A 15853-nucleotide genomic window follows, 5' to 3' on the forward strand; every position below is an offset into this window, starting at 1 on the left:
TTTATGAGTTCACTTCCTGAGATCCAACAAATTGAAAAAAGAATTCAGACCTTGGGGGCGTTGGCGCGCTCGGAAGTTCTTGCCTACAGTGAGCAGGGATCACTGCGTTTTCCTATTTATAAAATCAGTTTTGGAAGTGAAGATCCGCAAGCACCCGTTTTAGGTTTTATCGGAGGAGTGCATGGACTTGAGCGTATCGGTGCCCAGGTCTGTGTGGCGCTGATGAATTCGCTTTCAGAGTTGGCTTTGTGGGACGAGACCTTGCAAAAAACTTTGCAGAAGGTGCGTATCTTTTTTATTCCGACGGTGAATCCTATTGGGATTTACAAGAAAACACGAAGCAACCCCCAGGGCGTGGATCTGATGAGAAACGCTCCCGTCGAGGCGGAAAATCCCGCACGCTGGGTCGGGGGGCATCGCTTCAGCAATCAGATTCCATGGTATCGGGGCCCCCTCGGGGCCGCGATGGAGATCGAATCCCAGGCTTTGATTTCGGCGGTAGAAAAAGAAATTGCGCGCAGTTCATTGGCGATCACAGTCGATGTTCATTCGGGTTTTGGCTTTCAAGATCGTCTGTGGTTTCCCTATGCAAAAACGGTGAAACCGTTTCCTGATCTTCCGTTGATGTATTCTTTGAAAGAACTGTTGGATCGCACCTATCCTCATCATTTTTATCGCGTCGAACCCCAAGCCCAAAGTTATACGACTCACGGAGATCTGTGGGATTATCTCTACGATCAACATTTAGGGCGCGATCGGCAGAATAAATATTTACCGTTGTGTTTAGAGATGGGCTCATGGATGTGGGTGAAAAAAAATCCTTGGCAGATCTTCCGAGCCGAGGGGCCTTTCAATCCGTTGATAGGACATCGCCATCAAAGAACTCTGCGCCGCCATAACACATTGATGGAGTTTTTAATTCGAGCCGTGGCGTCTTCGCAAGCCTGGGCGCAATTTCCTAAAGATAAGGAAGAGGAACTTCATAGAAAAGCAAAGGAGTTGTGGTATGACCCCGTCTAAAAAATGGATTCTGCTGCGTGGTTTGGCCCGAGGAGTGGGGCATTGGGGTTCTTTTGTTGATAAAATGAAAGCGCACTTTCCGCAGGATCAGTTTGAGCTGATAGATCTTCCTGGCAATGGAGCCCGCTATAAAGAGAAAAGCCCCACCAGAATTTCTGATTACGTGAAAGACCTACGAAGTCATTCTGAGTTTGTAAAGTCCGGTGAGCCCTTTCATATTTTGTCGGTATCGCTGGGGGCCATGATCACAGTGGAGTGGATGCGCGAGTTCCCTCATGAAGTGCAGAAGGCATTTTTAGTTTGCACAAGCTCGTCAGGCTATTCGCCTTTTTATCATCGCTTCCAGCCGGCGAATGTTTTGAAGTCCACCTGCCTTTTGTGGGCGCAAGATGAAGTGCAGTGGGAAAAGACGATTTTAGAGATGATCACCAATAGCCGTGAACGTCGAGATGCCGAGCTGCTTTCTTTGGTGACCTACACCAAGGGGCATCCCGTGAAAATGGAGAATATTCTTCGCCAGATGATCGCGGCTTCAAAATATCGCTTTCCTCATGAGGCTCCGGGGGAGGTGCGTTTGATAGGAAGTCATGGAGACCGCCTGGTCTCGCCAGACTGCACGCTGCAAATTGCCAAGGGGTGGGGATTAAAGCCCGCAATGCATCCTTGGGCCGGGCATGACATCCCTATTGATGACCCTCAGTGGCTGCTGGAGCACTTGCTCTAAAACCCCCGTTCCCTGGTAAATTTTTAGGGGTAAGTTTTTCAAAAGAAGTGACGTTTTTTTACCACCAAACCTCATATATTTGAGAGGGAGCCTGCCAACGCAAGGCTCCGTTGACTCTAAAGGCCTTTTCTTATTCTCTATGAGCTGGACTTTTATCCAGAGGAAAATGTGAGGGGAAAAACCTACATTGCCGCGGTGCTTGCAAGCATGGCGGTGACCACAAAAGCAAAAACTCAATCCCTAAGTTTGAAGGACCTTCAAGCTCAAGGGGTGAGTTCCATTGAAGGGCCTCAAAGCTCTTCTCCGGCGCAAGTCTATGGTCAAATCCGGATGGAAGGGATGCAGTACTTTACGCCCATCCCTGAGTCACCTCAATTGACGTACAGTCAGCTTCTTTCCGCACGTCTCTCAGCCCTCAAAGAAACCTCCTTGGTGGATCTTGCGGCGGATATCTCCGGCGGAACTTTCTTCTCGCGTGGTCAGTCTCATTTTGTCGTTCACGAGGCGTACTTGGCTTCGCATGGTATGGGCTCCTTCCGGGGCTTTCTAGGGCGCAAGAAGAAAGATTGGAGTGAGTTGGATCGTCGTTGGCAATTGGGCTTGTGGCAGCCGAACTTCGCGATCGATGCTCTTCGACCTGAAGAACAAGGACTGTCGGGTTTGTTTTTAGATTACAACACCGAGGGCTGGGAACTTCTTGGGTTTGCGACCCCGATGTTTATTCCAAGCATGGGCCCCGATATTCGCGAAGAAGGCGGGGGGCTAGTGGCGGACAGTCGCTGGTATCGTGCGCCCTCTCGTGATTATGATTTCAACAACCGCATTAATAACATCCGCTACGAGTTGGATATTCCCGAAACGGCGAAGCTTGTCGGCAATGGAGGCGTGGCCTTCATGGGGAGACTGGGGAATAAAGAAAAGGGCCCTTGGGTTGTAACCAGTGCCGGTTATCTTCCGGTGAATGAGTTGATTCTTAAACGCAAAAACTTTAAGGACGTTTCGGAAGATAAGGTGGACGTGACGGTGTCACCTGATGTGACCTATCACAGTATCTACTCTATGGATGTGGGGTACTCTTTTTCCAATCTCAAAGCCTCTATTTCCTATTTGCAGGATGACCCTCGTGAAAAGTTGCCGGAAACGGAATGGTCTATTCAGCGGTTGAATCCAATTCAAGCCTATGCGGCAGCTTTTGACTTTTCTCTTTCCAATGTTTGGACCAAAACTTTGGCCTTTCAGTTGGAGTATCTGAAGGTTGAGGGGGGGGGCATTGTGGACGTTCTGGCGAATGGAACTCCGGATGACTTCACTCTTTTCGATAAACGTTTGAAGTTCACCAATGCGTTGTCCTTCCGAGTAGAGGGGCAGTTGGCGAGCTTCTTCCGTCGTCCTTTTGTAACCAGATTTAAATATCTTTATGACTATGATCAAAGAGGCTCACTGTTAAATACTGAGTTCCTCTATTATCCAAGTCAAAAGTGGGCCGTGGTCATGGGAGGAGACGTTTTGGGCGTGCAGGATGAGTCCTACAATGCCTCCAGTTTCCTCAATCAATATCGTGCGAATGACCGGGTCTACGGAGGCATGACGTATGTTTTCTAGATTCGAATTTAAAAAATCTCTGATCGTGTTAGCTCTTTCTGTGGTGGGGTTGACCGGCTGTGATACCAAGGTGGGGGAAGAACCGCCTCCGCCCAGCAGTCAGGAGTTCAGTGGGACGCAGTGCCTTTCTGATATGAAACCGGTGGTCGAGTCCTTCATCAAGGGGACCGCGAAAAATGACGAGCTTGAAAACAGCTGGAATTGCGTGACGGGGGCGGTTGAGAAATTTAAGCGATATGTGCGGGGTCGTACCGCCGATCGTTATACGGCGCAGGAGCTGGCTACTTTTCTTGAAAATAATTTTTTAGACAAATCAAAAAATCAAAAAATCTCTACAGGTTTGCAGATCGAGTTCATGAAATTGAAACAGCTCTTTATTGGTGGCAGTCGAGAGCATATCACCCGAGCGGAAATCGATAAGCTGTTGGTGTTGTTTCAGAACTTCCGCGAGATGACGATTCGCTTGAACCCCTACATGAAGGTTCTTTCCTTGAATTGGACTGTTTCTGAGGCGAGCAGTTTGCAAAGTGATATTCGCTATTTTGAAGCCGCCAATAAAGAGATCCAAGTGGCCGCTCGCAATCTGGCCTCCCTGGTCGAGAAAAACGGGCAAGGGTATAAGCTTTCTGATTTTGCAGTTTTAATGGAAGAGATGGGAAATTTCTTTGGGGAAAAATGGGAATTTCCGAATGTCATTAAGAAGTACATGCCCATTGCAAAGAAGGTGAAAAGAGCCCTTGCTGGAGGAGATGAAAATACAATCGCTCCGAGTGAATGGGGACGTTTCTCATTGTTGGGCGCGCGCGGTTATGTTCAGTATTTGCGCTATTACTATTTCATCAAGTCTGTTCCTGAAACAGGAACAGGTTATCGTCTGTCGTACTTGTCTCGCACGGTTGAAGACGTTCTTTCCGTTTTTCAGGATCTTGTGGCGGAAAAACCCGAGGGTGTGGTGTCGCGTGATGAAGTCACGGACTTATTGAAAACCCTGCAAGTGGTTTGGCCGGACTTCAAGGTTTCAAACAATCTTGTTTTTGAAGCGATGAAAGTGAAGCAGCTTTTCTTCGGTGGCAGTGTGGATTCTTTTACGACCACCGATTTTGAGACGGCGCGCTTAAAGGTCAGTCGTATTAAGATTCTTATTGAAAGATTCTTACCCTATTACTCAATCTATGGACGCGAGTGGGAACCAGAAATCTATTCTCCTGAAGAGGCCCAAAAGCTTTTCCTTGAGTCACAGTTTGTTTTGGAAGCCACCGTCCGAGAAGCCGGGGTTCTGTTTGAGGGATCTTATGATCTTAATGACGTTGTAAGCCTGATTCGTGAAATTGAATCTCTTTACCCTCCTCACGGGGAAAGCTGGGCCGACAAAGTGAAGAAATATCTTCCCTTGGTTGTTGATTCCAAAAACATGATTTTAGGTGGCAATGACTCTTCGCTAAAGAAGGGGAATTGGAGTGTTCTGCTGGGATTTGCCGCGCGATTTTATACGGACTTTCTGTATTACGACTACTTCTTGAAAGAGAAGGCTTATGAGCAGCCTTTGATCATTAGTTATTTGTCGGTCTTATCCAATCAAAGTTTTAATATTTTACGAGACCTCTTGGTTCAGAAGAAGGACAATCAGTTCTCTAAAGCGGAACTGAATAAAATTGTACGCCATTTGCTAAATTTGGAGCTTCTTCCAAAAGGACTGAAAGCCGAGTCTATTGATCGTCTTTTGGGACTGGTTCTTAACAACTTGATGGTCGCCCCAGAGAAGCGCATTGATGGGTATGTTCCCAACGCTCTTAATATGGCCTCCATTGAGGTGGTTCGCAATGAACTTCAGGTGTGGTTGGATACCGAACTTTTTATTGCTCGTTTGACCGAGAACTGGCAACCGTCGGAAGGGCTTAATACGCTCAACCTGATCGAGCTTCTTAAAAAATCTCAGAATGCCCCCAGCTCCACTGAACATTTGGAGGCGGGACTTCGCGAATTGCTTTTGTCGGTGCAAAGCCCCGTGCCGGTAACGATTGATAGTGAAGGGCGTGTTATCATCTCCAACAAGTTTGATCAGCTTTACACCCAAAAAAGTCTTCGTCGTCTGAATATCAATAGAGCCTTGTCGCGCTTCCTCTTGCGTTCTTTTGTGACAGACAAGGGCCGCATCGCTAATTACTCCGGAGCGACTCTGGAGGAGGTAAATGGGGCCTTTATGGAAGTGCGACCTATTTTGGTTGAACTAGATCTCATTGAATCGAAAAACGTCAGTTTTGCTTCTTCACGTTTTCGTGAGGCCAATATCTTTACGCCTCATTCAGACGGAAATATTTTGGCGTCTTATGCTGAAGTGACGGACCTTGTTGGTTTGATTTGGTCCGGGGTTCATATCAACACCTTGTTAAGAAAAGAACTTGTTCGCGTTTGTTTTAACGGGCGAGACGATGTGAAGGACACAGAGACCGTGACCTTGAGTTGTGCACGAGCTTCCTATAAGGATGCCATGCCACAGGTGATGTCGGCCACTCCCGAGTACGTTCGCTTTATGAAGACATCCAGCAAAGATGAGTGGGCTCTATACATGAACAACGTCTTTAAGGCGGCGGGATATGTGCCGAACAGTAAAAATATCGCTCGTCTTGAAGAAATCGCTCTGACTCCGCATGTGATTCAGTATATCGAGATGGTTTTTGCTCGATTTGATAAGAACAAGGACGGCTTTATTTCCACGACGGAGTCCTTAAAGGCATTCCCGGCGTTTAAGGGTATTTTGCTTGAGTTGGCGAAAGATCAGATTCAAAAGGGCACCCTGAAAGAGTCAGATCTTTTGGATCTCTTTACGTATATTCTCCGATATGGGAAGCCCCCTGAGACATTGAAAGAGAAAATTCTTTTTGCGTTAAAGTGGAGAGGGAAATCCGAAAATTGGGATGTTTGGGCCGATCGTCTGCAATTATCTGAAATCTTAGGGTATATTGCGGATCAAGTGAACAAGAGCGCCAAAGCCGTTAAGACCCTGCCTGAAGGCCCTGTTAATCAAGAACCTTCTGAGACTCCAAACGGGCCGCTGACACAGTCGAGTTTTGAATAATCAAACCAACATAGGGGCCGACACCTTTTTGTGTTGGCAACGTGGACTCAAGATCTCCCGATCTGTTCGAGTCCACATCCGCCGTCTCTGGAGCATATTCCACCATATTTCTTCGCCAAATGAGGACTCGAGCCTTCGAGCCGACATTGTGAACCTCGACAATCACATCCAAAGAAGTGGGGAAGTAGTAGGACATCTTGGTGGTATTCACCATGGCGGAATTGCCGTTGATGCTGACTTGTCCATTGACGCTGGCACCAGAGCGACTGAAGGTCACCATCACGCCATCGTTTGTGGGAATACCAGAGTTTGCAGAATAGAAAACAACAGCTACCGAGCTTGAATTAAGCTGATCTAAAGAGGCTTTTAATGCGATGGACTTACTAGAGTTGAGGGTGAGGGCTTCTGTAAAACGAACGACCCCGCTGCCGCTGATGATGGAGTTGTCGTACTGAGTGAACGAGCCAGAGACAATCGTATTAGGATCAATACCGGAAATTTCTGTGACCTCGGCTCCGGAGCAGGCCACTAAGGATAAAACACTGATTGTGAGAAGGGATCTTAAAAAGAGTTTTTCCACATCATAGACTCTACAGGAATAGGTTTTTTGTCGTTATACTTCGCCGAAGGTTTGACGTTATAAGCCGTCAAAATATCGCCCTTCACTTCAAAGTATATCAACTGACCAATCGGCATGCCAGTGTAAATACGAACCGGCTGTTTTACCGAGATTTCCAGAGTCCAATAGTTACAGAAACCGACATCTCCTTTGCCTGCAGTGGCATGGATGTCGATTCCGAGACGACCTACACTTGATTTACCTTCTAAAAATGGAACGTGCTTTAGAGTTTCTGTGTACTCCATAGTGACGCCCAAATAGAGGGTGTCTGGCATTAAGACGAAACCCTCTTCAGGAATATCAAAAGTGCGAATCTTGTTATGCTTCTTTGCGTCCAGCGTCTTCTCTTCATAAACAGCCAGAGTCTTGCCCAAGTGAACATCGTAAGAGTTCGTTCCTAGGCACTCTCTGCGGAAGGGTTCTACTTTAATAGAACCTTGCTCCATGTGTTCGAGAATCTGCTGATCCGTAAGAATCATTACTTAGTTTCTCTGTGAACTGTGTGACGCTTAAGATTTGGATTGTATTTCTTTTTCTCAAGACGGCTTGGAGTCTTAGTTTTGTTCTTTGTCGTTGTGTAACGAGAAACAGGTTTGCCTTCAGCGCGAGCTTCAGTGCACTCAAGAGTGATGATGATTCTTCCTGATTTTTTTGCCATTGCGGTGCCCCTTATTTATTCACCCTGACCTCGTCAGAGTGGACTTCCTTACTACACCAGATTTGCCGGAGTAGGTTACTTTTGAATCAAATATATCGCCATGCGTAATTTAGAAAAAATGACAATACCTTTTCAAAGGGGGTCAAGGTATCAAAGGAATAGGGAAACTTCAACAGACAATTTGATGTCTAAAAGGGGAATTCATGAACTCTTGGAGTCTTTTTCTTGTATCGGTGCTTTTATCAGCCTGTGCTCATGCCCAAACCAGTGGCATTTTGAGGGGAAACACCCATCAGCCTGTGACCTTGGAAGAGGCTGTTTCCACCGTGACTCCCGGATCTATCGTTGTGATCGGAGAAAACCACGGATTTAAGGAGCATCAGGCTCAGCAAGTGGACATCATGAAGGCTCTTCGCGCCCGGGGACTTCGGGTCTCTGTCGGGATGGAATTTTTTACATACACTCAGCAGTCTTTAGTGGATTCCTATCGGGCCGGGGCTTTGTCTGAGGCGGACTTTTTGAAAGCCATCCAGTGGGGCAACCCCTCTTATGATTACTATCGTGACCAGGCTTTGTTCCCTAATATGAGTGAGGGCGCGCAAACCCTGGCTTTGAATGCTCCTCGCAGTTTGACGGGGAAAGTGTCGAAGAATGGTTTGGATTCTTTGACTGATGAAGATCGCACGTTGTTGCCGCCTCAGTTCTCCTTGGGGCGTGATAGTTATAAACAACGCTTCTTAAGCATGATGCCTCACTTGCCGTCTCCGGCGGCGGGCGAACGGTATTTTGCTGCTCAGTCGATTTGGGATGACACCATGGCGTGGACGGCGACAGAGTTCATCGTGAACCACCCCGAGCAGGTCTTGGTTATTGTCGTCGGGGATTTTCACGTGCAGTTTGGTGGCGGTTTGCCGGATCGAATTCATGCCCGTGCACCTCATGTCCCGGTTGTGAGTTTTTCCCAAGTGAACACTCTGGGACTTAGCGATGATGATATTGCTGGGGAAATCGCCCCCTCTCCGACAGAGGGGCCTCGTGCGGACTTCTTGTGGTTAGGACCCGCACAAAGTCTAGTGATGTAAAGATTCTTTGAGCTTCCTCGTACCTTTTTCCTAAAATAGAGGAAGCTTTAAGGAGTCCACATATGTTTCCTCCAGAGACCCGCATTCTAGTTATTGATGATATGCCGTCCATTCGTGATCTTGTGAAAAACACATTGAAGGTGATGGGATATAAGAACATTCAAGAAGCGGCGGACGGGGAAGAGGGACTTAAACTTCTTGTTCAAAATAACAATCCCGGGATGCAGTTTCAGTTGGTGATTTCTGACTGGAACATGCCCAAGATGAAGGGGTTGGAGCTTTTAAAACAGGTTCGCGCCACGGCAGAGTGGAGCAATCTTCCTTTTGTGTTGCTGACGTCGGAGTCTGAACGGGATCAGGTGACTGAAGCCGTTTTGGCGGGGGTTTCCCAATATATCGTGAAACCTTTTTCGGCGAAGATTTTTGAAGACAAGTTGAAAGCCGCTTACGCCAAGCATAACAAAGCGTAAAATACCGCAGACTTTGTATTAAGCCGCTGCGGCGGTTTTTGTCTGAGTTTTCTTAAATTCGGTAATATAGGGGACTTCAATCAAAAGTGTTGTGCCCTTGCCCAACTCGGAATCCACCCACACACGTCCTTGCAGTTCTTCCGCCGCCACTTTGATGGCATCCATTCCTACTCCGCGACCAGAAATATCGGTGACCTGATCTCGAGTTGAAAATTGACTGTCAAAAATATGTTGAATGACTTCGTGGTCTGACTTGTTTCTTGTGTCGACCATGCGTTTGGCAAGTTTTTCGCGAATCTTTGAAGGATCAATGCCTCCGCCATCGTCTTTGATGCGGATTTGCAATAGGGGACGAGGCGTTGCTTGATGAAGAACTTCAAGCTCCACTTCCACTTGTCCCTCGGCGGGTTTGCCAAGATCTACGCGCTGATCGGGGAGTTCGATTCCATGATCGACGGCATTTCGGAAGGCGTGCACCAGGGTTGAGAAAAGTGAATTATAGATTTCTGGAATGACCATGACAGAGCCATGGGTGATCTTTAAAGGCGCCATCATCTTGTCGACTCGTTCGGCAAGTCGTAACATCACTTCGTTGTACGGTTCTAAGAAGCGGGACACGGGCTCCATGGCAAGCTCCAAAAGCAGTTCCTGCGCAACAGCTCCGCCTCCGGGAAGTGTTCCCACTTTGCGGGCAATATCATTGAGCTTGCTAATCGCAATTTCAATCTGACGTTCTTCAGAGAGGGCCGAAGAACCCAGAATCTCTCTTGTTTCATGAAGGAACTTGAAGAAGTAATCTTCGATCTCAAAGCACTTTCCACGAAGGGCAATAAAGGCGGGGTGAGTCCAGTTGTCTTTAAGTTCGCTAAGAATAGTTTCCGCCTGATGGCATGATTCCGCGACCTCGGTCACAGAGAAAAGAGCGGCGCCCCCTTTAAGGGTGTGCAAGTGGCGATAAAGGCTTTCACTGTCATAAGGGCCTTCATCTTTAGAGACCTCTTCGCGGATGGCCATCAAGAGACCTTGAGCTTCTTGAATGAAACGATGGATCTCACGCTTACTCTTAATCATATTGATAATAAGTTTGGCGTGTTCTTTTTCATTTTCGGCTTGTTTTTGAGCCTCGACAAGCGATGTGATATCGGAGGCGACAACCACAACGCCATCCATGGTTCCTTCCGCAGAGCGAAGAGGATGATATTCCAAGGCGATATTGCGCGATTGAGAGTGTTCAAAAGTGGTGGGGCCCAGCGGAGCTAGGTCCTCAAAGGGCAACATTTCCATGAAAAGAGTTTGCATCCACTTTTTGAAACCTTCGACCTTGTTTGTAGGAAGCTTCAAAACATCCCAAATCAGTTTGCCATCGGGTTTACACTCCACCGTGTTTTCGCAGGCTTTGGAGGAAACATCCAGGATGTGACCTTGTGGATTAAAAATGAAGAACCCTTGGCCCAAACTATCGAGGAGGGCTGACATTGTTTGATTTAAACGTGACAACTCACGGGTGCGATCCGCGACCATCTGTTCGAGGTTTTTACTATAGTGTTCTAGTTGAGCTTTGGCGTCTTCCAACGCTTTGATCACGCCTTCTTTTTGCTCAAGTTCCGCGCGATATTTTTTTTGTAGACGTTCTTCGAGTGTCACGTCGCGAACAAAGACGATCCAGTTTTTGTCGCCCATGGCATCAAAGATAGGCTGCAAGGTGATTTGTACTTTGCCTTCGCCACCTTGAGGTGTTTTGAAGGTCACTTCTTTGTAAGGAGTGGCGTCGCAGACGTTGATAAGTTCATTCAGCCCCTCAATAGGCTCGCTGAATTCGAAGAGGTCACAGAACTTCATGCCTTTCGTGATTTTGCGAATAGAAAGGCCCGCGACGAGGGCGGCAGTTTCGTTGCAATAGACCACCTTTTGTTCTGTGTTTAGAACAAAGACGGGTTCTAAGAGAGTATCGAATAGTGAGTATTGAATCTTCATTTTACAAAAGTCTCATTCTTCTGATGGTAAAGGGTGAACTCACGTTGTGTTGCCCAATCCGAAGGCTCCACGTCTTCTTTCGCCTCAGCCCGTACGCGCCAGTAGATTTTTCCAAGCGGGACTTTTTCTTTAATTAAAAAACGATTGCCGGTGAGTGACTTTGCAATCAAAGTTCTCGAGAAATCAGGTTTATCTGAGATTTCGATGCGATAAGTGGAAGCTCCTTCGACCTTTTTCCACTCCAGCCAAATAAATGGTTCCATTTCTGTTTGCAGGAAGATGGAGGCGTTGTTGAAGGGCTCCGTCAACAGCGGTGCACTCAGAGGTGAACGGAAGGTGTAGAGAACTTCTTCGATGTTGGAAAATTCCGTCAAAGGTTTATTGTCTTCATCCAAGGCTTGAACGCGCACGCTGTAGCGACCGGGATCCGGCAAGGTCAAAGTCCCGCCGTTGGCATTGAATTCCATCTGTTGGGGCGCTGAGAAATCTTTGCTCTTATCCATTTGTAAAAGATATGACTTAGCAAAGGGGACTTCTGTCCAAGAAACTTTGGTTTCTTTGGGGACAGGAGTTGTGCCGATGACTTTGATTTCTTTGAACGGGTTCAGTGTCAAACCGCCGACGCTGACGTCAATGCTGCCGACCTCACTAGGTTCACTGAGAAGACCATTAAGCCCTCGAGCATACACTCGATAGTAGTGTTTGCCCGGCCGGTATTGCGACCACGAAACTTGAGTTTGTGCGACATCATATTTTTCTATGTTCTTAAATGTCGCGTCCTTGGAGATCTGTAGTTGATAGCTCTTCGTTTTTAGCACGGGCTTCCAAGCAAGTTTCGGAGCTTCGGGGGACGCTGGATTGCGATCTTTCTCTGTGGGGGTCTTGAACTCGACCGCCTTGGTGACGAGGATAGGAGTGGCGGGGCGTTCTTCCTTGTGAGCAAAGAGATTCAGCGTGAATGAAACGGGTTGTGACCACGGAGATATTTTCTGATCTTCCGTTTGGCCTTGAACACGCAGCCAGTAAGTTCCGCTGGGCAACTTAGGGGTCAGCGCGGCAAGATTGTTTGTCTGAGCTTCTTTAAGAATTTGCGTGAACTCCGCATCTTGAGCGATTTGCAAAGTGAAGTTCTTTAAGACAGGTTGTGCTTTCCACTGAACTTCTGTGGCCGTGGCAAGATCCTCTTTGGGTTTCACTTTTAGTTCCAAATCAAATTGTGCTGCCGGAGCGGGGAGAACAATTTGAGGTCCCGCCAAGTGAGAAATTTGCATTTGCTGTGGCGGAGTGATCGCTCCAATGTGTCCATTGGAGTCCAGAGCCTTCAGACGCCAGTAATAGGCGCCGGGCTCCAGAGGGTCCGTCACTTGTACGGAAGTTCCCGTGGTCATTTTAGAGACAGCAATAGAGCTAAAGTCTTCCGTGGGAGAAATTTCAAGTTCATAGCGAGCCACATCGCCTTTGCTTTGCCATTCAAAATAAAGGGGATCATCGGGATTGAGGCGCAACCACGAAGCGTTGTTGGCGGTGGTCAGAGTCAGCTCTGTTTTTTCAACCTGTTTGACTTCGCCCTGCTTGTTGACGGCCACCACGGCGTTCTTCGGCAGTTCTTTGACGGCTTTCTTTTTCTTGTCGATGTATTTGACGTCTCCAGAGAGGAGCTTCAAATCCACGGTGCCGCTATGAGCCTTGTTAAATTGAATTTTTGATTTTTCGGCAGAGTCTTTTTGGCTTTCTAACAGGAACTCTTCTGTTCCTGATTTAATTGTCAGTGAAGAGCCTTGGGCAAGTTCCCCGATCAAGTTACCGTACCGCAGATCCAAGTTCATTTGACCATTTTTAAGATTTAAGGTGATCAATGAATTGGGTTCGATTTTGATTTGTGTTCCATCTTGCAGTTGAATGGTCGCTTCCGAGCGATCTCCGGTGAAGATAGAGTCATTTTGGAAAACTTTGTCTTTATGAGAAGCTGGAACCCAGCTAAAAGTATCCAAGTTTTTTCGGCGAACATCATTCTGAGAGACGGCCACGCCGCCAATAAGCTCTAGTTTTTCATTGTTGGCTTTGGGGAATAGCAAGGAATCATCATATAAAAAATATGAGAACGCCATGAGAGTGATCATAGCGACCATAAAGATGATTTTTTCTGTGTGTCCAAAGCGTGACATAACACTCCTGCTTTAGGCCTTATCGGCTGGAAATGACGGATGATTTACGGACCTAAGGCTAAGTTAAATCAGAATTTCTTTTCGGGTTTCCGCGAAGAGGGCATACTGGAGTCGTGAAAAAACGTGGCATATCAATAAGATATAAGATTCTTTTACTGCTTACTTCGCTGCCTTTGATTACACTTTCTGTGTATTTGGTTTTGGCTTTACGCATTTTTGAAGACGACAAGATTGCTTATGTCTTTGATTCTTCCAGTAATATGTCAGGCACCATGGCGGCTCAAATTAAGACACAGTTAAACTCTGTCTTGGGAACCACCAAACCCATCTTCCAAGATTATCTGACCCAGCAAAAGTTCACGTCCATTTCTGATTCGATCTTTCTGAATGAATACAATTTGGAGGCCGTGGTCGTTTTTACTCCCGGGCAAGCGGGAAGCTATCAACAGACGGCTCTTCTTGAAAAGGTTCCTGGTCAGACGGTGGGCGTTTTGGGAGGTTTGCAAAGTCAGATGGCGACCTATTTTACTGAGGTCGAAGTCACACGGCGCATGGTGAAAGTTCCATTTAGTGATGATCGGGTTTTTATTTTTGAAAAGGTCAGTGACGAAACAAAAACTCGCAACACCATTTTTCTGGTGATCGCACGAATGAGTGAAGCGACTGAGATGTTTCGGACCGCTCTTTCTCAGAAGATGTATTTGATCTCTCAGGATGGAACTGTTCTTTTTGGACCCGATGGCTCGCCGGGGTATAAACTGCAAGAGACCGTGGCTCCCGCCTTTCTGAAGAACATCTCCTCACAGGTCGCGCAAGGGGCCGAGACGACCAAAGCCAGTAATGGGACAGAACTGCTGGTTTCGTTTTCTCGAGCAGGCTTTGGTGACTTGACGGTTGTGACGACAGTGGAAAAAGAGAAAGCTTTGGGGGCTGTTCAGATTCTGATTCGCAAGTCTTTGATCTTTTTCGGCATCTTGATTGCGGCCACGGTGATTTTAAGTCTGTTTGCTTCCAGCGGGATCACCCAGGCATTGACCCAACTTTTTTCGGCGACTCAAAAAGTGGCCGAAGGTGATTTCAATATTCGTGTCGATGTGAAGTCTAATGATGAAGTGGGCAGTCTGGCTGACAATTTCAATATCATGGCCGCAGAAGTGTCGCGTCTGTTGGAGCAAACTGCGGAAAAAGCACGGATGGAATCGGAACTTCAGACGGCAAAGACGGTTCAAGAAACTCTCTTCCCTGAAACTCGTGCGAAGATTGGTCCTTTGGCGATCGCAGGATACTACGAACCTGCCAGTGAGTGCGGTGGCGACTGGTGGCACTACTGTCAGATCGGAAATAAAATCTTTTTGTGGATCGGGGATGCGACGGGGCACGGAGCGCCAGCGGCTTTGATCACAAGTGCCGCAAAATCTGCATCGACGATTATTGAACGCTTGAATATTTCTCCGGCGAAGGCGTTGGAACTTCTAAATCGTTCAATCTATGATGTTTCCAAAGGGCGCATCATGATGACGTTCTTCTTGGCCTCTTTTGATTTGGAGACCGGGGAGCTGGTGTATTGTAACGCTTCTCACGAAGCTCCTTTTCTAATTAAAAAGGGTGAAGGCCCGTTAAAGAAGAAAGATTTAATTCCCCTGAATGAGGTGAACAACCCCAGACTAGGGCAAGCTCGTGATTCCGTTTACGAACAAACCAGTATTCAAGTGGAAGAAGGGGATTCCGTGTTCTTCTATACGGACGGCATTCCTGATATTCAGAATCCTGGTAAAGAAGCCTGGGGTGAGCGTGAATTTTTGAAGGCTTTAATTGCGGCCAATAAAGACTATCCGGGAGTGAATGATTCGGTGGATCGGTTTGTCGTGACTTTTCAGGGCCATCGTCAAGGGGCGCCCTTGGTCGATGACGTGACATTTTTTGTGGTCAAACATGAAGGTCTTCAATAGATTTGAAGATACGGGAACGAGGAGAAATAAGAATGGGTAAACTCGATGTGAAAATGAATAAAGCCGCCGATAAATTAACGGTTCAGATGGCGGGCACAATCGATGAAGACGTCGACTTTTCTCAGTTTAACTTAGCCGGCAATCAAGCCATTGAAGTGGAGCTGAGTGGTCTTAAGAGTATCAACTCTTGCGGGATCCGCGAATGGATCAAGTGGATGGGGACGGCTGGCGGAGCCAGTGTGTCTTTCAGTCATTGTCCCAAGGTCATTGTAGACCAGATCAATATGGTGGATGGCTTTTTGCCTGCAACAGGTAAGGTGACCTCTTTCTATGTGCCTTACTACAATGACGATTCGGGATCCGAAAAGAATGTGTTGTTCCGTTATGGGACAGAATTCCAAGAGGGGTCCGTGACGCCTCCATCCTCGGTGAAGGATGAAGAGGGCAATGAGATGGAGATGGACGTCATCGAGTCCAAGTACTTCAAGTTCATCAAGAAGTAAAAACGCTAGAT

The 15853-nt window shown here is 47.1% G+C and carries 13 protein-coding genes; 8 read left to right on the forward strand and 5 right to left on the reverse strand.

Features of this window, described 5'->3' with window-relative positions; genetic code table 11:
* The first annotated feature begins 3 nt into the window (after positions 1–3).
* The 4 genes from ACM64D_RS04340 to ACM64D_RS04355 all read left to right on the forward strand — a co-directional run bounded on the left by ACM64D_RS04340 (position 4) and on the right by ACM64D_RS04355 (position 6422).
* Entirely contained in the window at positions 4–1020 is a 1017-nt protein-coding gene (locus ACM64D_RS04340; protein WP_415061958.1) for a M14 family zinc carboxypeptidase, read from the forward strand.
* A complete protein-coding gene (locus ACM64D_RS04345) occupies positions 1007–1744 on the forward strand; it encodes an alpha/beta fold hydrolase (protein WP_415061959.1) in 738 nt (245 codons plus the stop codon). Before ACM64D_RS04340 ends, ACM64D_RS04345 begins: the two co-directional genes overlap by 14 nt.
* A 168-nt stretch (positions 1745–1912) precedes the next feature.
* Positions 1913–3346 (forward strand): transposase, encoded by a 1434-nt coding sequence (locus ACM64D_RS04350; protein ID WP_415061960.1) that lies wholly within the window; start codon positions 1913–1915, stop codon positions 3344–3346.
* Positions 3336–6422 carry a hypothetical protein gene (locus ACM64D_RS04355; RefSeq protein ID WP_415061961.1) on the forward strand — a complete coding sequence of 1029 codons (3087 nt, stop codon included), beginning with the start codon at positions 3336–3338 and terminating at the stop codon, positions 6420–6422. Before ACM64D_RS04350 ends, ACM64D_RS04355 begins: the two co-directional genes overlap by 11 nt.
* Here the strand turns inward: ACM64D_RS04355 and ACM64D_RS04360 are convergent.
* Genes ACM64D_RS04360 through rpmG form a run of 3 tightly spaced genes read right to left on the reverse strand, consistent with a single transcriptional unit; the run spans position 6364 to position 7699 of the window.
* Positions 6364–7002, reverse strand: coding sequence for a hypothetical protein (locus ACM64D_RS04360; RefSeq protein ID WP_415061962.1), 639 nt, complete (start codon positions 7000–7002; stop codon positions 6364–6366). The two genes, ACM64D_RS04355 and ACM64D_RS04360, sit on opposite strands and share 59 nt — an antisense overlap.
* Positions 6984–7520, reverse strand: a complete 537-nt coding sequence (gene dcd / locus ACM64D_RS04365; RefSeq protein WP_415061963.1) for a dCTP deaminase — start codon at positions 7518–7520, stop codon at positions 6984–6986. Before dcd ends, ACM64D_RS04360 begins: the two co-directional genes overlap by 19 nt.
* A complete protein-coding gene (gene rpmG, locus ACM64D_RS04370; RefSeq protein ID WP_041873421.1) occupies positions 7520–7699 on the reverse strand; it encodes a 50S ribosomal protein L33 in 180 nt (59 codons plus the stop codon). Before rpmG ends, dcd begins: the two co-directional genes overlap by 1 nt.
* Positions 7700–7902: 203 nt before the next feature.
* On the opposite strand from rpmG, the gene ACM64D_RS04375 reads away from it, so the two are divergent.
* Positions 7903–8781 (forward strand): ChaN family lipoprotein, encoded by an 879-nt coding sequence (locus ACM64D_RS04375; protein WP_415061964.1) that lies wholly within the window; start codon positions 7903–7905, stop codon positions 8779–8781.
* A gap of 62 nt (positions 8782–8843) precedes the next feature.
* Positions 8844–9251 carry a response regulator gene (locus ACM64D_RS04380; protein WP_415061965.1) on the forward strand — a complete coding sequence of 136 codons (408 nt, stop codon included), beginning with the start codon at positions 8844–8846 and terminating at the stop codon, positions 9249–9251.
* Between the two features lie 18 nt (positions 9252–9269).
* Here the strand turns inward: ACM64D_RS04380 and ACM64D_RS04385 are convergent, their stop codons facing one another.
* Both ACM64D_RS04385 and ACM64D_RS04390 read right to left on the reverse strand, forming a co-directional pair.
* Positions 9270–11225: an ATP-binding protein gene (locus ACM64D_RS04385; protein WP_415061966.1), complete on the reverse strand. Its 1956-nt coding sequence runs from the start codon at positions 11223–11225 to the stop codon at positions 9270–9272.
* On the reverse strand, positions 11222–13390 hold the full coding sequence (locus tag ACM64D_RS04390) for a FecR domain-containing protein (protein ID WP_415061967.1): 2169 nt from the start codon (positions 13388–13390) through the stop codon (positions 11222–11224). Before ACM64D_RS04390 ends, ACM64D_RS04385 begins: the two co-directional genes overlap by 4 nt.
* A 113-nt stretch (positions 13391–13503) precedes the next feature.
* On the opposite strand from ACM64D_RS04390, the gene ACM64D_RS04395 reads away from it, so the two are divergent.
* A complete protein-coding gene (locus ACM64D_RS04395; RefSeq protein WP_415061968.1) occupies positions 13504–15339 on the forward strand; it encodes a SpoIIE family protein phosphatase in 1836 nt (611 codons plus the stop codon).
* A 32-nt stretch (positions 15340–15371) separates the two neighbouring features.
* On the forward strand, positions 15372–15842 hold the full coding sequence (locus tag ACM64D_RS04400) for a hypothetical protein (RefSeq protein WP_415061969.1): 471 nt from the start codon (positions 15372–15374) through the stop codon (positions 15840–15842).
* The last annotated feature ends 11 nt before the right edge of the window (positions 15843–15853 follow it).

Origin of the sequence: Bdellovibrio sp., from assembly GCF_047637665.1 — a bacterium.
Taxonomy (GTDB): domain Bacteria; phylum Bdellovibrionota; class Bdellovibrionia; order Bdellovibrionales; family Bdellovibrionaceae; genus Bdellovibrio.